15 protein-coding genes are annotated in these 19,198 nt (G+C 72.3%); 7 read left to right on the top strand and 8 right to left on the bottom strand.

Annotation, left to right across the window (positions count from 1 at the left end; all coding sequences use genetic code 11):
• Positions 1-165: 165 nt before the first annotated feature.
• A complete protein-coding gene (locus E0F75_RS05180; protein ID WP_187621268.1) occupies positions 166-2,526 on the top strand; it encodes an excinuclease ABC subunit UvrA in 2,361 nt (786 codons plus the stop codon).
• Between the two features lie 51 nt (positions 2,527-2,577).
• Here the strand turns inward: E0F75_RS05180 and E0F75_RS05185 are convergent, their stop codons facing one another.
• Positions 2,578-3,405, bottom strand: a complete 828-nt coding sequence (locus tag E0F75_RS05185; RefSeq protein WP_187621269.1) for a tyrosinase family protein — start codon at positions 3,403-3,405, stop codon at positions 2,578-2,580.
• A gap of 23 nt (positions 3,406-3,428) precedes the next feature.
• A complete protein-coding gene (locus tag E0F75_RS05190) occupies positions 3,429-3,821 on the bottom strand; it encodes a tyrosinase cofactor (RefSeq protein WP_187621270.1) in 393 nt (130 codons plus the stop codon).
• Positions 3,822-4,164: 343 nt separating this feature from the next.
• On the opposite strand from E0F75_RS05190, the gene E0F75_RS05195 reads away from it, so the two are divergent.
• Positions 4,165-6,399 (top strand): protein kinase, encoded by a 2,235-nt coding sequence (locus E0F75_RS05195; protein ID WP_187621271.1) that lies wholly within the window; start codon positions 4,165-4,167, stop codon positions 6,397-6,399.
• 9 nt (positions 6,400-6,408) lie between these two features.
• Here the strand turns inward: E0F75_RS05195 and E0F75_RS05200 are convergent, their stop codons facing one another.
• From E0F75_RS05200 to E0F75_RS05210, 3 genes are read right to left on the bottom strand one after another with little or no spacing between them, the layout of a single operon-like run.
• Complete coding sequence (locus E0F75_RS05200; RefSeq protein ID WP_187621272.1) at positions 6,409-7,155, bottom strand: succinate dehydrogenase/fumarate reductase iron-sulfur subunit; 747 nt, start codon at positions 7,153-7,155, stop codon at positions 6,409-6,411.
• Positions 7,152-9,107 (bottom strand): fumarate reductase/succinate dehydrogenase flavoprotein subunit, encoded by a 1,956-nt coding sequence (locus E0F75_RS05205; protein WP_187621273.1) that lies wholly within the window; start codon positions 9,105-9,107, stop codon positions 7,152-7,154. Before E0F75_RS05205 ends, E0F75_RS05200 begins: the two co-directional genes overlap by 4 nt.
• A 3-nt stretch (positions 9,108-9,110) precedes the next feature.
• Positions 9,111-9,836 (bottom strand): succinate dehydrogenase, encoded by a 726-nt coding sequence (locus tag E0F75_RS05210; protein ID WP_374115369.1) that lies wholly within the window; start codon positions 9,834-9,836, stop codon positions 9,111-9,113.
• 97 nt (positions 9,837-9,933) lie between these two features.
• Here E0F75_RS05210 and E0F75_RS05215 point away from each other — a divergent pair, with 97 nt between their 5' ends.
• Together E0F75_RS05215 and E0F75_RS05220 are read left to right on the top strand one after the other, a co-directional pair.
• On the top strand, positions 9,934-10,845 hold the full coding sequence (locus E0F75_RS05215; RefSeq protein ID WP_187621275.1) for a LysR family transcriptional regulator: 912 nt from the start codon (positions 9,934-9,936) through the stop codon (positions 10,843-10,845).
• A gap of 132 nt (positions 10,846-10,977) precedes the next feature.
• Positions 10,978-13,155, top strand: coding sequence for a TerD family protein (locus E0F75_RS05220; protein ID WP_187621276.1), 2,178 nt, complete (start codon positions 10,978-10,980; stop codon positions 13,153-13,155).
• A gap of 141 nt (positions 13,156-13,296) precedes the next feature.
• Here the strand turns inward: E0F75_RS05220 and E0F75_RS05225 are convergent, their stop codons facing one another.
• The 3 genes from E0F75_RS05225 to E0F75_RS05235 all read right to left on the bottom strand — a co-directional run bounded on the left by E0F75_RS05225 (position 13,297) and on the right by E0F75_RS05235 (position 17,416).
• Positions 13,297-15,462 carry a bifunctional diguanylate cyclase/phosphodiesterase gene (locus E0F75_RS05225; protein WP_187621277.1) on the bottom strand — a complete coding sequence of 722 codons (2,166 nt, stop codon included), beginning with the start codon at positions 15,460-15,462 and terminating at the stop codon, positions 13,297-13,299.
• Positions 15,459-16,271, bottom strand: coding sequence for an SAM-dependent methyltransferase (locus E0F75_RS05230; protein WP_187621278.1), 813 nt, complete (start codon positions 16,269-16,271; stop codon positions 15,459-15,461). The genes E0F75_RS05225 and E0F75_RS05230 overlap by 4 nt, the downstream gene beginning before the upstream one ends.
• Positions 16,272-17,065: 794 nt before the next feature.
• Positions 17,066-17,416 carry a hypothetical protein gene (locus E0F75_RS05235; RefSeq protein WP_187621613.1) on the bottom strand — a complete coding sequence of 117 codons (351 nt, stop codon included), beginning with the start codon at positions 17,414-17,416 and terminating at the stop codon, positions 17,066-17,068.
• Between the two features lie 31 nt (positions 17,417-17,447).
• Here E0F75_RS05235 and E0F75_RS39945 point away from each other — a divergent pair, with 31 nt between their 5' ends.
• The 3 genes from E0F75_RS39945 (at position 17,448) to E0F75_RS05245 (ending at position 19,121) form a co-directional block, all read left to right on the top strand.
• On the top strand, positions 17,448-17,579 hold the full coding sequence (locus E0F75_RS39945) for a hypothetical protein (protein WP_267499374.1): 132 nt from the start codon (positions 17,448-17,450) through the stop codon (positions 17,577-17,579).
• A 51-nt stretch (positions 17,580-17,630) separates the two neighbouring features.
• On the top strand, positions 17,631-18,395 hold the full coding sequence (locus tag E0F75_RS05240) for a DUF4239 domain-containing protein (RefSeq protein WP_187621279.1): 765 nt from the start codon (positions 17,631-17,633) through the stop codon (positions 18,393-18,395).
• Positions 18,396-18,563: 168 nt separating this feature from the next.
• Positions 18,564-19,121, top strand: coding sequence for a hypothetical protein (locus E0F75_RS05245; RefSeq protein ID WP_187621280.1), 558 nt, complete (start codon positions 18,564-18,566; stop codon positions 19,119-19,121).
• The last annotated feature ends 77 nt before the right edge of the window (positions 19,122-19,198 follow it).

Here is a 19,198-nt window from a genome sequence, read left to right on the forward strand (position 1 = left end):
GCTCGCGGCGCCTCCGCGGGGCGCCGCCGCCCGGGCAGCTCCGTGGGGCGCCGCCGCCCGGCAGCTCCGTGCGGCGGCTCCGTGCGGCGGCTCCGTCCGACGTCGCCGCGCTGCTGCCCGACACCCTGACCAGGCCGGAAGCGGCCCCAGGGATAAAATCACGTTATGCCCGAAAGCCACCATGATCCGTACGTCCGTGTCCGCGGCGCCCGTGAGCACAACCTCGCCGGAGTCGACGTCGACATCCCCCGCGACGCGCTCGTCGTCTTCACCGGTGTCTCCGGATCCGGCAAGTCGTCCCTGGCCTTCGGCACGATCTACGCGGAGGCCCAGCGGCGCTACTTCGAGTCGGTGGCGCCGTACGCGCGGCGGCTGATCCATCAGGTGGGGGCGCCCGCGGTCGGTGAGATCACGGGGCTCCCGCCGGCGGTCTCCCTGGAGCAGCGCCGGTCCTCCCCGAACGCCCGCTCCTCCGTCGGTACGGTCACCACCCTCTCCAACTCCCTCCGCATGCTGTTCTCCCGGGCGGGCCGCTATCCGGAGGGCGCGGAGCGACTCGACTCCGACGCCTTCTCCCCCAACACGGCGGCGGGCGCATGCCCTTCGTGTCACGGTCTCGGCCTCCTCCACGACACGAGCGAGGAACTCCTCGTGCCCGAGCCCGAGCTGTCGATCCGTCAGGGTGCCATCGCCGCCTGGCCGGGTGCCTGGCAGGGGAAGAACCTGCGGGACGTCCTCGACACGCTCGGCTACGACGTCGACCGGCCATGGCGCGAGCTCGACGCGAAGGACCGGGAGTGGATCCTCTTCACGGACGAGCAGCCGGTCGTCACGGTCCATCCGGTACGGGACGCCGACCGCATCCAACGCCCCTACCAGGGCACGTACATGAGTGCCCGGCGCTACGTCCTGCGGACCTTCTCGGACTCGAAGAGCCCGACGCTGCGGGCGAAGGCCGAGCGCTTCCTCACCAGCGCTCCCTGCCCGGTCTGCGGCGGCGGGCGGCTGCGGCCGGAGGCGCTCGCGGTGACGTTCGCCGGCCGGACCATCGCCGACCTGGCGTCGCTGCCGCTGACGGCGCTGGCCGGACTCCTCTCCACCACGGCGGCGGAGGACGGGGAGACCGCGCGCGTCCTGACCGGGGACCTCGTCGCCCGGATCGCGACCGTGACCGAGCTGGGCCTCGGCTATCTCAGTCTGGACCGGGCCACCCCCACCCTCTCCAACGGCGAGCTCCAGCGGCTGCGGCTCGCCACCCAGCTGCGCTCGGGGCTCTTCGGTGTGGTGTACGTCCTGGACGAGCCCTCCGCCGGCCTGCACCCTGCCGACACGGAGGCGCTGCTCGTGGTGCTCGACCGGCTCAAGGCCGCCGGGAACTCCGTCTTCGTCGTCGAGCACCATCTCGACGTGGTCCGGCACGCCGACTGGCTCGTGGACGTCGGGCCGCTCGCCGGGGTGCACGGGGGGCGGGTCCTCCACAGCGGGCCGCCGGGCGAACTCGTGGACGTCGAGGCGTCCGCGACCCGCCGTTTCCTCTTCGACCGGGAGCCCGGACCCGCGCGGGAGGTGCGCGCACCGGCCGGGTGGCTGCGGACGGGGCCGGTGTCCCGGCACAATCTGCGGTCGGTCGACGCGGCCTTCCCCGTCGGCGTGCTGACGGCGGTCACCGGTGTCTCGGGCTCGGGGAAGTCGACGCTCGTGGGCGCGCTCACCGAGGAACTCTCCGGTGTCGGCCGTCTGGTGACGGTTGATCAGCGGCCGATCGGGCGCACCCCGCGCTCCAACCTGGCCACGTACACGGGCCTGTTCGACGTGGTGCGCAAGCTGTTCACGGAGACCGAGGAGGCGCGGGGGCGCGGCTACAGGGCGGGCCGCTTCTCCTTCAACGTTCCCGGTGGCCGGTGCGAGACCTGCCAGGGCGAGGGTTTCGTCTCCGTCGAGCTGCTCTTCCTGCCCAGCACGTACGCGCCCTGCCCCGACTGCCACGGCGCCCGCTACAACCCCGAGACCCTCCAGGTGCGGCTGCGGGGCCTCACCATCGCCGAGGTCCTCGATCTCACCGTCGAGTCCGCCGCCGTGTTCTTCGAGGACACGCCCGCCGCCGCACGGAGCCTGCGCACCCTGCTCGACGTGGGCCTCGGCTATCTGCGGCTCGGGCAGCCCGCGACGGAGCTGTCCGGGGGCGAGGCGCAGCGCATCAAGCTCGCGTCCGAGCTCCAGCGGCCGCACCGCTCCCCCACGCTGTACGTCCTGGACGAGCCGACGACGGGCCTGCACCCGGCGGACGTCGAGGTCCTGATGCGGCAGCTCCACGGCCTCGTGGACGCCGGTCACTCGGTGATCGTCGTCGAGCACGACATGGACGTGGTCGCCACCGCGGACTGGGTGGTCGACCTCGGTCCGGGCGGCGGCGACGAGGGCGGCCGGATCGTGGCCGCGGGCCCTCCGGACCGGGTGGCGCGGGCGGCGGAGAGCCGCACCGCGCCGTATCTGCTCCGGGCCCTGGGGCCCGCCGGACGTGGCTGAGGTCCGTCCGACGGGGCCAGGCCCACGGAGCCGAGGCCCGGTCCTGCGGGGTCAGGCCGCCGTGTCGAACGTGTAGTGGCGGGTGTGGTCCAGCATGTCCGCCGGGGTCACGTCGTTCCACGGGCGCATGGTGTCGCCGAGGTCGACGACGTTCGCGGTGCCCGCGGCCGGCAGGTACGGGGACCTGGGGTGGCGGGCCTGCCAGTCGGCCCACAGCTTGTCGATGAAGGCGTGGTGCAGCCAGAACACGGGGTCGTTCGGGGAGACCCCGGTGCCCATCTGGCCGCCGACCCAGACGTGGACGCGGTTGTGGAGGTTCACCCCGCGCCACCCTTCGAGGTGGTTGCGGAAGCCGTCCGACGAGCTGTTCCACGGGGCCGTGTCGTACGTCTCCATGGCGAGGACGGAGTCGACCTCGGCGCGGGTGGGGAGCTGGCGGCCGCCCGCGCCGAGGTCGCGCCGCAGGTAGTCGCGGCCGTCGACGCGGACGGTGACCGTCCAGCGGTTGCCGCTGCGGGCGAACGGGCCGTCGAGCACCTGGCCGTCGCGGGCGCGCCCGGTGCCGCCGAGGAAGTCGGGCGCCCACAGCGAGGAGCGGGAGGTGCGGTCGGCCGTCCAGTCCCAGTAGGGGAGGTTGACGGTCGGGTCGACGGACTGCAGCGCCTGCTCGAACTCTATGAGGAAGCGCCGGTGCCAGGGCAGGAACGACGGCGAGCGGTGGCCGACGCGGTCGCCGTTGTCGGTGTCGCTCATGATGAAGGCGTTGTGTGTGGTGACGAAGGTGTCGTACCGCCCGGAGCGCTTGAGCTCCAGGACGGCGTTGACGAAGCGCCGCTTCTCGTCGGCGGTGAGGGAGGCCTGGTTCTTGCGTACGGTCATGACGGGTGCCGCTCCTGGATCGATCAGCCGAGGGTGAGGGGTACGAGCGGGGCGCCCTGGAGTTCGCGGACGGCCGCGCGGGCCAGCGACTTGGGCGTGGCGACGGGCTCGTAGTGGTTGATCACGCTGATCCAGGTGCCGTCGGCGTTCTGCATGACGTGCAGTTCCTCGCCGTCGATCGTCACGGAGTAGCCCCCTCCGTGGTGTCCCCCGTGGTGGCCTCCGCCGTGCGCGGGCCCGCCCTGGATGCGGCGGCCCTGGTAGACCTCGTCGAAGGACGCCGGGGCCGGGCCGGCCGCGGGAGCGGCGGCTCGGGGACCGTCGGCGACGGCGGAACCGGCCAGGGCGAGGCCCGCGGCGGCCCCCGCGGCCCCGGCCGCGACGCCGAGTACCCGGCGGCGGGTGATGCTGGACATGAAACCCCCAAATGGTCTGTGCGACCGGGGGTTTGGTCATATGCCCCCGGCAGTGCTCATCAGTACCCGGGGGTGGGCGCGGGGCGGAAATCGCCGGAAGCCGGTTGGCTGCGATGTGGACAACTTGCCATGAAATGTACAGGGTTGAACGGAGTTGATCTTGCTGTTCGCGCGGTCGACAGCACCCCGAAGCGAAGATCTTACGGAGAAAGTGATCATTTCGTGAATGATCTTTCGCTTCGGGGTGCGCCGTGTGGCGGAGCCCACGCCCCGAGACTGTCCTGATCCGGACTCCGCCGCCCGGTACGCTCTCTCGCACACGAGACCGGGGGACGGGGACGACGTGGCATTGCGGGACAACGACCCACGCCGGATCGGTGGGTACGAGCTCCACGACCGGCTGGGTGCCGGCGGGATGGGAACCGTCTACCTGGCACAGGCCGACTCGGGGCGGCCCGTCGCGTTGAAGATCGTGCACGAACAGTTCGCCGCCGACTCGGAGTTCCGTACCCGCTTCCGCCAGGAGATTCGGGCGGCGCGCCGGGTCAGCGGCGCGTTCACCGCCCCCGTGGTCGCCGCCGACCCCGACGCGGAGCGGCCCTGGATGGCGACGGCCTTCGTCCCCGGGCGCACCCTCCGCGACCGGGTCGAGTCCGAAGGACCGCTCACCGGAGCGGAGTTGCGCCTCCTCGCGGTGGGCCTGGTCGAGGCGCTCCGCGAGCTGCACCAGGTGCGGGTGATCCACCGTGACCTCAAGCCCGACAACGTCCTGCTCACGGACGACGGCCCCCGGGTCATCGACTTCGGCATCTCCCGCGCGCCCGATCACCGCACCATGACGATCACCGGCCGCATCCTCGGCACACCTCCGTACATGTCCCCGGAACAGCTCTCCGCCCCGCACCGGGTGACCCCGGCGACGGACGTCTTCTCCCTGGGCGCGGTCCTCTGCTACGCGACGACGGGCAGGGGCCCGTTCGACGGCGGAAGCCCGTACATGACGGCGTACAACGTGGTCCACGAGCCGCCGGAGGTGGCGGAACTCTCCGGGACCGTCCGCGAGATCGTCCAGTGGTGCCTGGCGAAGGAACCGGCGGAACGTCCGGGCCCCGACGACCTGCTGACGGCGTTCCGCACGGTGCCGGAGAACGAGTGGGGCCGCCGCCCGGCGGCTCCCGCCGCGCCCTCGCGTCAACCGGCCGCGACCACCGCCCCCACGGACCGCTCACGAGCCCCTCGGAGGCCGCTGCTGGTGGCCCTCGCCACGGCGGTGGCCCTGACGGTGGGGACGGGCGCGTACATGGCGTGGCCGGAGGGTGGTGCCGGAGCCGGCGCGGGCAGCGGTGCGCGGACCCCGTCCGCCCCCACGAGGAGCGCGGCCGAACCGGACGTGCCGTCGGCCGCCGCGCTCACGGCCCCGACGGTGTACCGCCCCGTGGCCGGTGGCGACGGAGCCGCTCCGCACGCCTACGCCGACGCGCCCGAGCGCCGGCCGAAGGGCTGGCGGCCCTGGACGGCGGGGGCCGATCTCGGTCAGTGCGTCTTCGCCGACGCCTCGCTCGTCTGTCTCTCCGCCACCGGGGGGACCGGGCCGAGACGGGTCGTCCGGCTGGACGCGGCGACCGGGCGGGAGCTCTGGTCCGTACGGGCGGAGGTGAACGGCGGGGAGTCGCCCGCCGTGGTGGACGGCGTGGTCGTCGTCCCGGCACCACGGGCACTGAAGGGCTTACGGCTCACCGACGGTTCCGCTCGCTGGACGCTCCGAACGAAGGAGAAGCCGCTCCATCTCACCGGCGACGCCACCCGTGCCTACGCGTCCCTGGTCGACGGCACCCTGCTCGCCGTGGACGCCCGGACCGGACACCGGAGGTGGGAACGCTCCGTCCCTCACGCCCTGTTCGGCGGGAGTCTCCTCCGGGTCGACGCCTTCGCCGTGCACGTGGTCTCGGCGAAGGACGCGGCGGGGGCCGACGCCTTCAGCGGCGAGCGAGTCTCCTCGTTCGCCGCGACGGACGGCAGGCCGCTCTACACGACGCGCCTCACCGAGCCCTGCGATCCGGTCCAGTTCTCCGTGGTGATGCTCAAGGGCCCGCGCGGCACCTTCCTGTGCCGCATCTCCTCTCCGGAGGGCGAGGAGCCCGGCTTCCTCCTCAACTCCCCGGCTCGCGGGCCCGACACCGGGTTCGGCAACCGGCTGGCGAACGTCTCACTGCGTTCCCTGACCGTCTCCGACGGCCATGTGTTCGCCCGCGCCGACTCCCAGCGGCCCGACGACGACTTCGCCGAGATCGACCCCGAGCTGCTGGGCGGCCCCGTCTGGCAGCTTCCGCTGGGCATGCGGTGTGACACGGACGACCCCGCGCCCGTCGTGACCGGCCAGCGGGCCTACGTGCTCTGCGGGGCCCGCGGTGCCGTCGTGGACCTGACCCGGCATACGGTGGCGAGCCGCTTCACGCTTCCTCCGGGTTCGGCGCGCGCCGGAGGAGAGGCGTGGAACCTCCTGGTCGCCGGGGGCCTGGTCTTCGTCCTGACGGAGCAGGGCTGGGTCTCCGTCGACCCCTACGCCGCGCCCCTGTGACCCCGCCTCCTAGCCCTTCACCTTCCGCTGCGCCCGCAGCCATTCCCGGTTCATCGCCGCGATCGACGGCAGCGGGATGCCCTTCGGGCAGGCCGTCGCGCACTCGCCCGTCAGGGTGCAGCCGCCGAAGCCCTCGGCGTCCATCTGGGCCACCATGTCGAGGACCCGGGTCTCGCGTTCCGGGGAGCCCTGGGGCAGCACGTTCAGGTGGTTGACCTTGGCGGAGGTGAAGAGCATGGCCGAGCCGTTGGGGCAGGCCGCCACGCAGGCGCCGCAGCCGATGCACTCGGCGTGCTCGAAGGCGGAGTCCGCGTCCGCCTTGGGGACGGGGGTCGCGTGGGCCTCGGGGGCCGAGCCGGTGGGTGCGGAGATGTAGCCGCCGGCCTGGATGACCCGGTCGAAGGCGGAGCGGTCGACGACCAGGTCCTTGACGACGGGGAAGGCGGAGGCCCGCCAGGGCTCGACGTCGATGGTGTCGCCGTCGTCGAACGACCGCATGTGGAGCTGGCAGGTCGTGGTCCGCTCCGGTCCGTGCGCGTCGCCGTTGATGACGAGGCTGCACGCGCCGCAGATCCCCTCGCGGCAGTCGTGGTCGAAGGCCACCGGGTCCTCGCCGCGCAGGATGAGGTCCTCGTTGAGGGTGTCGAGCATCTCCAGGAACGACATGTCGGCGGAGATTCCGTCCACGTCGTAGGTGGACATCGCGCCGGGGGCGCCGGCGTTCTGCTGGCGCCAGACGCGCAGGGTGAGCCTCATGCGTAGCTCCGCTGGGTGGGGTGGACGTACTCGAAGGTGAGGTCCTCCTTGTGGAGGACGGGGGCCGTGCCGGTGCCGCCGAACTCCCAGGCCGCCGCGTACGCGAACTCCTCGTCATGGCGGGCGGCTTCGCCGTCGGGCGTCTGGGACTCCTCGCGGAAGTGGCCGCCGCAGGACTCGGCGCGGTGGAGCGCGTCGAGGCACATGAGCTCGGCGAGTTCCAGGTAGTCGACGACGCGGTTGGCCTTCTCGAGGGACTGGTTGAACTCCTGGCCCGTGCCGGGGACCTTGATCCGGCTCCAGAACTCCTCGCGGATCTCCGGGATGCGTGCCAGCGCGGTCCGCAGGCCCGCTTCCGTACGGGCCATCCCGCAGTACTCCCACATGAGTTCGCCGAGTTCGCGGTGGAAGGAGTCGGGGGTGCGGTCGCCGTCGACGGCGAGGAGCAGGTTCAGCCGGTCCTCGGTCTCGGCGAGCACCTCCTTCACGGCCGGGTGGTCGTCGGTGACGGGCTCCGTGTGGGGGTGCCGGGCGAGGTAGTCGTTGATGGTGGCCGGGAGGACGAAGTAGCCGTCGGCGAGGCCCTGCATGAGGGCGGAGGCGCCGAGCCGGTTGGCCCCGTGGTCGGAGAAGTTGGCCTCGCCGATGGCGAAGAGCCCGGGGACGGTGGTCTGGAGGTCGTAGTCGACCCAGAGTCCGCCCATCGTGTAGTGGACGGCGGGGTAGATCCGCATGGGGACCTCGTACGGGTTCTCAGCGGTGATCCGCGCGTACATGTCGAAGAGGTTGCCGTACTTCTCCTCGACGGCGGCCCGGCCCATGCGGCGGATCGCGTCGGCGAAGTCGAGGTAGACGCCCTGCCCGCCGGGGCCGACGCCGCGGCCCTCGTCGCAGACGTTCTTCGCGGCGCGGGAGGCGATGTCACGCGGGACGAGGTTGCCGAAGGAGGGGTAGATCCGCTCCAGGTAGTAGTCGCGCTCGTCCTCGGGGATGTCGGCCGCGGCACGGGTGTCGCCCTTGGCCTTGGGGACCCAGATGCGGCCGTCGTTGCGGAGCGACTCGCTCATCAGGGTCAGCTTGGACTGATGGTCGCCGGTGCGCGGGATGCAGGTGGGGTGGATCTGGGTGAAGCAGGGGTTGGCGAAGTACGCGCCGCGCCGGTGGGCCCGCCAGACGGCGGTGGCGTTGGAGTTCATGGCGTTCGTCGACAGGTAGAAGACGTTGCCGTAGCCGCCGCTGGCGAGGACCACCGCGTCCGCGTAGTGGGTGGAGATCTCGCCGGTGATCAGGTCGCGGGCGACGATGCCGCGGGCGCGCCCGTCGACGACGACCAGGTCGAGCATCTCCGTACGGGCGTGCATCTCGACGTTTCCGGCGGCGATCTGCCGGGACAGCGCCTGGTAGGCGCCGAGCAGGAGCTGCTGGCCGGTCTGGCCGCGGGCGTAGAAGGTGCGGGAGACCTGGACGCCGCCGAAGGAGCGGGTGTCGAGGAGTCCGCCGTACTCGCGGGCGAAGGGGACGCCCTGGGCGACGCACTGGTCGATGATCTCGACGGAGATCTGGGCGAGCCGGTGGACGTTGGACTCGCGGGCGCGGAAGTCGCCGCCCTTGACGGTGTCGTAGAAGAGACGGTGGACCGAGTCGCCGTCGTTGCGGTAGTTCTTGGCCGCGTTGATGCCGCCCTGGGCGGCGATGGAGTGGGCCCGGCGCGGGGAGTCCTGGAAGCAGAACTGGACGACGTGGTAGCCCTGTTCGGCGAGGGTGGCGCCGGCCGAGCCGCCGGCCAGACCGGTACCGACCACGATGATGCGGTGCTTGCGCCGGTTGGCGGGGTTGACCAGCTTGGCCTGGAAGCGGCGGGTGTCCCAGCGTTCGGCGACGGGTCCTGTGGGGGCCTTGGCGTCGGTGATCGGCTCACCGGTGGCGTAGGCCGCGAATTCGGTGGAGGTCATGGATCAGCTCACCACTCCGGTCATGACGCCGACGGGGACGGAGATGAAACCCGCGGTCAGGACGAGCGCGAGGGTGTCGGCGAGGCCTCGCAGAAGGCGCTCGCGGCGGGCGCTGCCGACGCCGAGGGTCTGGGCGGCGCTCCAGAAGCCGTGCCGGACGTGGAGGCCGACGGCGAGCATGGCGACGATGTAGACGACGTTGCCGTACCAGGTGGAGAAGGTGTCGACGACGTTCTGGTAGGGCTTGCCCTCCTCGAAGCCGCCGGGGTGGACGGTGCCGGTGGTCAGGTCGAGGACGTGCCAGACGATGAAGAGGGCGAGGATGATCCCGCCCCAGCGCATGGTGCGGGTGGCGTACGAGGAGCGCTTGCGGCGGTGGACGTACGCGGTGGGGCGAGCCTTCACGTCACGGCGGCTCAGCTGGTACGCGGAGACGGCGTGGGCGACGACGGCGGCGAGGAGCACGATCCGGACGAGCCAGAGGGCCCAGTGGTGGTGCAGCACCGGGGCGCCCATGACCCGCAGCCAGTGGCCGTAGGCGTTGAACTCCTCGGGGCCGAAGAAGACCTTCAGGTTGCCGGCGACATGGGCGACGAGATAGCCGAGCATGAGCAGCCCGCTGACTGCCATGACCGTCTTCTTGCCGAGGGTCGATGACAGGAATCCGCGTGACGGTGTGGGGGACGGCGGGCGGCCCGTCGTCCGGTCCCTCGTGGGTGCCAGAGCCATGCTCATGACGCTAGGGCCGAAGTGCCCGAGAGGTCCAAGACATGGTCCGGCTGATCTCGATAGGCTTGCCCTATGAATGTCGCCTACCCTGGTGACCATGCAGTTCCAGCAGCTCCTCTACTTCGTCGCCGTGGCCGAGACCCGTCACTTCACCCGGGCCGCCGAGCGCGTCCATGTCTCGCAGCCCTCGCTCTCCCAGCAGATCAAGGCCCTGGAACAGGAGTTGGGCGCCGAGCTGTTCAGCCGAGCCCGGGGGAACATCGCACTCACCGACGCGGGCGAGGCCCTGCTGCCGCTCGCGCGCCGGATCCTCGCCGACACGGAGACGGCCCGTATCGAGGTGCAGGAGCTGGCCCAGCTGAAGCGGGGCCGGGTGCGGCTCGGCGCGACGCCGAGCCTGTGCACCGGGCTGCTGCCGGACGTGCTGCGCGCCTTCCACGACCTGCACCCGGGGATCGAGCTCCTCATCGAGGAGGGCGGCTCGCACGATCTCGTACGGGAGCTGGCCCGCGGGGCCCTCGACCTGGCGCTGGTGGTGCTGCCGCTGCCGAGTCCGTCACCGGCCCTGACGACGGTGGAGCTGCTCCGGGAGGACCTGGTGGTCGTCTCCTCGGCGTCGGCTCCGGCGCCGCGCCGCCCGGTGCGGATCACCGACCTGCGGGACCAGCCGCTCGTGATGTTCCGGCACGGCTACGACCTGCGGGAACTGACCGTGGCGGCCTGCCGGGCGGAGGGCTTCGAGCCGACGTTCACGGTCGAGGGCGGTGAGCTGGACGCGGTCCTCGGGTTCGTACGGGCCGGGCTCGGGCTCGCGGTCGTCCCCGCGATGGTGGCGGCGCGGGCGGGCCGGGACCTCCGCGTGACCGCCCTGGCCCGGCCGGGCCTGCGGCGGACCATCGCCCTGGCGCACCGCAGCGACGTCGCACCGCCGAGGGCGGCGCGGGAGCTCCAGCGGATGCTGCTGGCCTCGCGGCGGGGCGGCCCGGACCGGGCTGTGAGTACCGTCTGAGGGGCCGCCGGCCGACCCCCGCCGCGCCTCCCGCACCCCGACCCCCGGCCCTCCACCCGCGCCCCCGTCGCTCCTCCCCCGCCCCGGTAAATCCGCGTGCGACGGACCGCCGGCGGCTGCGAGCATGCCTCCATGGTCCACGCTCTCGAACACCTGGTCGTCCGGCACACCCACCGTCTCCCCTCCCCCACCGGTCCGGCCGGGGACGGGGCCGCCGCCACGCGCAGGTTCGACGCGGCCCTGATGACCGCCGGGTTCAAGCTGTCGGGCGAACTGGTCGAGCGCCTGTCGGGGCTGGCCGGGCCGACGGTCGTCGAGACCGCCGTCCGCACCCTCGTGACCGTCCGTGAACTCGTCGGCGACCACGTCCGGCACAACGTGTACTTCGTCGACTTCCCGGACAACGTGCCGGACACGCTCGACTTCTGGAGGTGGTGCGTGGCCGAGGCGCTCGCCGACGACGACACCCGCGCCCGTACCGTCGAGCAGCTGAGCGCCGGCGTTCTCGACCTGCTGACCCTCCCGTCGTACGGCCGCTACCAGCACACGTACGAGGAGATGCTCGCCGTCCACGACGAGCTGATCGCTTCGGCCGGCGACCGGCTGACGGTGCTGCACCTCGGCGCGGACGCGGAGACCGAGGTCACCTCCCTCTATCTGGCCCTGGCCGGCAGCACGACCCCGCTCGGCGAGGAGCATCTGCGTGATCTGGCCCTGCTCGCCGAGCAGTGCGCGGACGGCCCCCAGCCCGAGACGATCACGGTCCGGGAGAACCGCGCCGTCGTCAACCACGCCCGGCTGCGGGTGGGCGCCACGCCGCTGCTCGACACCGTGACCGACGTCCTGCGGCTGGCCTGCGCCCTCGCGGACGGCGATGTCACCCTGCGCGAGCCCACCCGTTTCCGCGCGCTCTCCCGTCCGCACCGCCGCGCCCTGCTCGCGGGGCTTGACGCGGTCGTGGCCGCGTCCCCGGCGAAGCTGTCGGACGTGTCCGCGCACCGGGAGGCGTGGAAGCGCCTCGGGGAGCGCCTGCACCCCCACGAGTACCCGCACTGGCCGCACGCCGCCGCGGTGTTCGCCGTCGCCCGGGGCGAGCGGAGGGCGCCGTCGTTCGACAGCCGCGTGGAGGAGCTGCTCGCGCGGGGCGATGTCGCGGGCGCGGCGGAGCTGCTGGCCGCGCACGCGCCGGGGCGGCTGTTCCGCGCCCTGGACCGGCTGCTGCGCGTCGCGGCGGACGGCAAGGAGCGGGAGGCGGTCCTCGCGGCCGTCGAGCGGGCCGCTCCGGAGGTGTCGGGCCGGGTCGTCCTGTCCGTGCGCGAGCACGTCCAGAACCGCGCGGGCGCGGACGGCGGTGCGCGCAGGGTGTTCGTGAACCGGGAGGGCTCGGCCTGGGTCGCCGACGACACGCGTCCGCCGCTTGAGGACACCGACCGCGAGCGGCTCGTCGCGGTGCTCGACGCCGAGACCCGGCGCCGACTCCCCTCTTCTGGGCACCTGTTGATCGACCCGGACGTCCTGGACGTGGCCCTGCCGTTGAGCGGCCGGGCGGCCTCGGCGGGGCTCGGCGTGCTGCCGCGCGGCTCGGTCTCGCCGGTCGGGGGAGAGCTGCTGCGCTTCTTCACGTACTGGCGGGAGGCGCGGCGCACGACCGACCTCGATCTGTCGGCGCTCGTCCTGGACGCGGACTACCGGACCGTGACCTGGCTGTCGTACACGGCCCTGACCGACGTCGAGGGCCGTCACTCGGGTGACATCACCGAAGCCCCGGACGGGGCTTCGGAGTTCATCGATCTGCGGCTCGGCGCGGTCCGGGGCACGTTCATCGTGCCGCAGGTGCACGTCTTCTCGGGTGAGGGCTTCGACGAGGTGGCGGAGGGCTTCTTCGGCTTCATGCTGCGCGAGTCCGAGCAGCAGGGCCGGCCGTTCGAGCCGCGTACGGTGCGGATGAAGTCGGATCTGCGGGGTCCCGGCAAGGTGGCGCTGCCGCTCGCCTTCCGCCGGGACGACGAGGGCCGCTGGCACGCGCACTGGCTGCACCTGTACCTGCGGGGGGCGCCGTCGGCGAACCAGGTCGAGGGGCACCGGGTGACGATCACGGTCGTGATGCGCGCCCTGCTCGGACGCACCCATCTGACGATGCGCCATCTCGTGTCCCTGATGGCGGAGTCGGGGGCGGAGACGACGCTGTGGGACGGCCGGACCGTGCCCGACGGCCCGGTCACGTACATCGGTCTGGAGCGGCCGGACGGGCTCGCCCCCGGCTCGCGGGTGTTCACCCCGGAAAATCTGCGCGACCTGCTGCCCGCCTGAGTGCTACGGTCTTTTCGGGGCGAGGCCATGGAGAGGCTTCCTTCTACCCACTCCTTGAAATAGCCTCTCCGCTTTCCTCCCCCGTACCTCTTCCCGGCCTCCCCGCTCCACGCGGGGAGGCCGGTTTCGTACGTCCGGGTCTCAGACCGCGTCCGCCAGGAGCAGCGAGTGGATGCGGTCCGGGGCGCCGGGGCGGGCGTAGTACCAGCCCTGGGCCGTGTCGCAGCCGAGGTCGCGGAGCTGGCGGGCCTGGGCCCCGGTCTCCACGCCCTCGACGGTGACGGCGAGTTCCAGGCTGTGCGCCAGGGAGACGATCCCCTCGACGATCTTGAGGTCGACCGGGTCCACCGGATGCTGCTGCATGCCCCGGGTGAAGGAGCGGTCGAGCTTGAGGACGCTCACCGGCAGCCGGCGCAGATTGGCCAGGTTCGAGTAGCCGGTGCCGAAGTCGTCGAGCGCGATGTCCACGCCCATCTCGGCGAGCTGCCGCAGCGGCTTGAGCAGGTCCTCGTCGGCGCCGATGAGCGCCGACTCGGTCACCTCCAGGCAGAGCGCGCCCGGTTCGAGCCCGGACCGTTCCAGGACGTCGACGGTGTCGGCGACCAGGCGCGGGTGGTGGAGCTGTGTCGGGGAGAGGTTGACGTTGATCCGCAGCGGCCCGCCGTCGGCATGCCGGGCCTGCCAGAAGCGGGCCTGGCGCACGGCCTCCTGGAGCACCCAGCGGCCGAGCGGCACGATGAGCCCGGTGTCCTCGGCGAGCGGGATGAACCGGTCGGGGCCGAGCACTCCGTGCTGCGGGTGGCACCACCGTACGAGCGCCTCGGCGCCGTGCACGCTGCCGTCGTCGAGGTGGACGAGCGGCTGGTACTCGATGAAGAACTCGCCGCGTTCCAGCGCGGTCGGCAGGGCCGTGGTGAGGCCGTGCCGGGTGATGGCGCGGGCGTCGGCCTCCGGGTCGGCGAGCTCGAAGCGGTTGCCGCCGGCGGACTTGGCCCGGTACATGGTGATGTCGGCGCTCCGCAGTACCTCGGCCGGGGTGCGTTCGCCTGCCGGGCCCTCGACGACGCCGAGGCTTCCCCGGACGGTCAGTTCGCGGCCGTCGATGCGGAGGGGGGTGGAGAGGGCGGCGAGGATGCGGTCGGCGAGTTCGGTGACGTCCTGTTCGCCGGCGGCACGGGTGGTGAGGGCGACGAACTCGTCGCCGCCGAGCCGGGCCACCATCTCGCCGGACCCGGTGACGCAGCTCTGCAGCCGGTCGGCGACCTCGACGAGGAGCCGGTCGCCGGTGGAGTGGCCGAGGCTGTCGTTGATGACCTTGAAGCCGTCGAGGTCCAGGTAGCAGAGGCCGAAGCGGGCGTTCTCGCCGGGCGCGAGGGCCTTCTCCAGACGCTCGAAGAACAGGGTCCGGTTGGGAAGCCCCGTCAGCGCGTCGTGGGTGGCCTCGTACCGCAGGCGCAGATGGAGCAGGCGCCGCTCGGTGGTGTCCTCCATGAGGGCCAGCTGGTACTGGGGGTTGCCCTCGGCGTCGCGGAGGAGCGAGACGGTGAGGTTGGTCCAGAGAACCGTTCCGTCACCGCGGTAGTACGGCTTCTCGACCCGGTAGTGCTCACGGTCGCCGCGGACCAGCTCGTCGTACAGCTTCCAGACGTGCGGGCCGTCCTCCGGGTGGACCCACTCGCTGACGTTCCGGCTGCGCAGCGGCCCCTCCATGCCGCCGAACATCCGGGTGAGGGTCTCGTTGACCTCCAGGACGTTGCCGTCGAGGTCGGCGATGCCGATGCCGATCGCCGCCCCGTCGAAGACCGCCCGGAAGCGGCTCTCGGTGGCGTGCAGGGCGATCTCGGCGGCGCTGCGGGCGGAGAGCGCGGAGCGTGCGATGGCCTCCTGCTCGGCCCGGGTGCGCTCGCGCAGGGCCTGGGCGTAGCCGGCGGCCATCGCGTGCTGCAGCCGGGAGCACCGGGCCCGGAGCTCCTCGGCCGGCAGGTCCGACTCCGTACCGCAGTAGAGCACCAGGTACGAGTCCACGACCCCGAGGCTGCGGCCGAGGGCGTCCGGGTCGGTGCAGTGGGCGGCGACGAGCGCCGCGCCGGTGCGCTGGGCCGGGGCCGTGTCGAACGGCCGGGCGTGCAGCGCGTCGTACAGGGTGCGGGCCAGCGGCAGCAGATGGACCTCGAACTCGGCACGGGTCAGCGAGGTGGCGGTCACCGGGAAGATGGCGCGGCTCCAGATGGTGACGAACCGCCTGAGTCTGTCCTCCGGGCCGTCGGCTTCGGCAACGCTGCCGGACGGCTGAGACGGGACCTTCACGCCTTGCGCCCCACCCCTGCGAAACCGGAGAAGGCGTAGGGATCCTCCTCCTCGGCCGGACTGTCCGGACGCCAGTGGGGCATCGGGACGAGGCCGGGCTCGATCAGTTCGGTGCCCTCGAAGAAGCGGGTGATCTCGGCGCCGGAACGCATCACCAGCGGGCTGCGGATGTTCCGGTAGACCCCGACGGTGCCGCCGGCCTGCTCCTCGGAGAGCGGGATGCCCTCGTACGAGGCGTGGGTGAGCACGAGGAGGCTGCCGGGCGCGAGGGAGTCGAGCAGTTCGGTGACGGCCTCGTACGGCCGGTCCTCGTCCTCCAGGAAGTGCAGGACGGCGACGAGGAGCAGCGCCACCGGCCGCTCCAGGTCGAGGAGTCGGGACACCTCGGGGCTGTAGAGGATGTCGGCCGGCTTGCGCAGGTCCGCGGCGACGACCGCGGCGCCCTCGTCGCCCTCCAGGACGGCGCGGCTGTGGGCCACGGCGACCGGGTCGTGGTCGACGTAGACGACGCGGGCCGCGGGGTCGGCGGACCGGGCGACCTCGTGCACGTTGCCGAAGGTGGGTATGCCGGAGCCGATGTCCAGGAACTGGGTGACGTCGTTGTCAACGGCGTGGCGGACGGCGCGCCGCATGAAGGCACGGTTCGCCTGCATGATCTTGGGCAGGCCAGGCATGAACTCCATGGCCTTGCGCGCCGCTTCCCGGTCCACTTCGAAATTGTGCGAGCCGCCCAGATAGAAGTCGTACATACGGGACACGCTCGGCACCGAGATGTCGATACCAGGCGGAGCCCAGGCGGGACGCTCCATCAATGTCTCCAACAAGTCGCCATGGGGGATGCGGCCATGTGTTCGCGGCCGGTGTTCGAGGTGAGGCTACTGATCGCCCGCCGAGAGAGCGAGTAGAAACGGAAATTCGCGGTCCGTTCTTGGTCACACGCCATTGGCACGTGCTCTCGGGAACGAAGAGTTCACGCCTTCAGGCTGTGCAAATTCACGTGCATATGAGTGTGCGTCGGCTCTTCGGCCGAGTGCGGCTCCCCGCGCTGGACGCCCAGGCCCCGCCCGTACCTCGGTTGTTGCCGCCGGAGGGGTCTGGTCGCCGGTGCAGGATGCCCCCTTCTCCTTCCCGTCCGACAGGGCGACAACCGGACAGTTATCGATCCGAGGCCGGAACGGACCCGGTCCGCCGTCTTCCGGAATCCAGCTGCCCGGCGATACACGGGCATTGAGCCCCGCCGAGTCGCCCCGGCCGACTTCGAACGAGGCGAAACGTCAAACCAGTCTGTCCGGAGATCCGCTCCATCCGGCGAATCCCGCGCGATTCCGCCCCGGCGCGCCGCGCCTGTGATCAAGCTCGACGGCGTGTCTCAGTACGGATCACTCCTCGCGCGGCCGCTGGCGGCCCTCGCACTGGTGTGGCTTCTCGCCGCTCCCGTGCCCGCCGCCGCGGACGCCTGCGCCTACGCCTCGACCGGCCCGGGCGGTTCCCACGTCGCGGTGGCGATCGCCGGCGACGGCCACGGCGATGGCGACGGCGACGGCCACGGCCACGGCCACGGCAGCTCAGGGAAGGGCAAGGGAAAGGGAAAGGGGCACGGCCATCACCACCACCACCACCCGAAGCCCTGCCCCACCGAGCCGCCCCCGCCGTGCCCGTCCCCCACGCCCGAGCCGACGCCCACGCCTTCCCCCACGCCGACCCCGACGCCGACCCCGACGCCCGAACCGCCGTCCCCCTCCCCCTCCCCGACGCCCTCGCCGTCACCGAAGCCGGAGCCGCCTCCGCCGCCCACCTCTCTTCCGCCCCGGCCCGTGCCGAAGCCACCGGCCACCAGGCCCGCACCGCGCCCGAAGCCCCCTGCGCCTCCGACCACGAGGCCGCCGGAGCCCGCGCCCGCGCCGCCGGCCCCGCCTCCGCCTCCGCCGAGCCCGAGCCCGACGCCTCCGCCCACCCTGCGTCCCCGGCCTCCGGCGCCCGGCCCCGTGGCGCTGCCCCACTACCGCCGCGTCGCCCGACCCCAGCCGAAGAGCGGCACCTCGGTCGTCACCGCGACCCTCATGATCACCGCGCCCGCGGTGCTCGCGACGGCGATCCTGCGCCCCCGGTCCAAGTGACCCGCCGTCCCAACGGCCCCTCTGCCCCTCTGAATCCCGCAAGAGGAATCCATGTCTGAATGGCTTGTTCTCACGCTTGCGATGGCCGCCGCGTGCGCTGTCGTCCTCACGATCGTCGTCATCAACAACCGCCGGATTCCCGAGGACGACGACCCGAGCGAGACCCCGGACGTCATCGAGTACATGACGATGATGATCGGCGTGATCTACGCGATCGTCCTCGGTCTCGCCATCGCCGGCGTCTGGGAGGCCCGCGGCGCCGCCCAGGAGACCGTGCGGCAGGAGGCGCAGGCGATGCACGAGATCTCGGCCCGCGTGGAGGTGTACCCGCAGGCGGTCCGCGAGCGCATCCGCGCCGACGTCGACGCGTACGTCGGCTATGTGGTCGACGACGAGTGGACGTACATGGCGGAGAACGGCGAGCTGAGCGAGGAGGGCACCGCCCTCATGGAGAAGGTGCGGCGCAGCGTCACCGACTACCAGCCGGCCGACGACTTCGAGGGACAGGCGTACCAGCCCCTCGTCGACCAGGTGGCGGTGGCCGACGACGCCCGGGGAGCCCGCGGGCAGAACGCGGGGGCGACCATGCCGGGGGTGGTGTGGTTCGGCCTGATCATCGGCGCCCTGGTGACGGTCGGGCTGATCTTCACCCTGCAGATCCGCAGGACCGGGCGCGAACTGCTGCTCGCCGGACTCTTCAGCGTGCTGATCGCCTTCCTGCTGTTCCTGATCTGGGACTTCGACGCGCCGTTCGGCCGGGGCATCTCGGCCACCGCCGCGCCGTTCACCGATCTGTTCCCGCAGCTCACACCGTGAGGCGACACGGCCGGGTGAGCCACTCGGGGGACATGTGTGCCCCATTCGCACGTCTGGGATCGCGGCTGTGGTAGTGCGCTTCTAGCGTTTCGGACATCGAGGTGTACGCACGGTCTTTCGCGGAAACCCCCTTTCCGCGGCTGCCCCTCGGGACCCGGAGGATTCACCATGCGCGCGATACGTGCCGCGTCCACTGCCCTGCTGGGGGCGGCCGCCCTCGCCCTGGCCGCCCCCACCGCCGTCGCGGCGGACGGTGCTCCCGCACCGAACCCGCGAGCGGCACGGGCCAAGGCACCGGGCGATTTCGTCGTGTCGCCCTCGGTCGTCGCCCCGGGCGGCCGGGTGACGCTGAGCGCCCCCGGCTGCGCCAGTACGGCGACGGCCTCGGCCGGCATCTTCGACACCGTCACCATCGCACCGGGTTCGGCGGCCATCGCCACCGTGGACGCGGACTCCCGACGCGGCGCCGTGTACACGGTGTCGTTCAACTGCACCGGCGGGATCTCGGAGACAAGGACCCTGACGATCAGCGGCACGCCCACCGCCACCCCGACCATCGGCTCCACCATCCTCACTCCCCCGCGTGGCGTGCAGGGCGGCCTGGGCGGTTCGGTGGGCGGCTTCGAGCCGCTCCAACTGGCCGCCGGAGGTGCGCTCGTGCTGGCCGCGACCGTCGGCGGCGTGTACGTGGTGCGGCGCCGCTCCGGCTCGGCCCGTCGTCACTGAGCGGCCGTCGTGACCGGTGCGGTGCCCGGCGTCCGCGGACGCCCGTCGCCCCCGGGTCCCGGCAGGGACTCGGGGGC

Source organism: Streptomyces sp. CB02980 (assembly GCF_014451325.2).
Classification (GTDB): domain Bacteria; phylum Actinomycetota; class Actinomycetes; order Streptomycetales; family Streptomycetaceae; genus Streptomyces.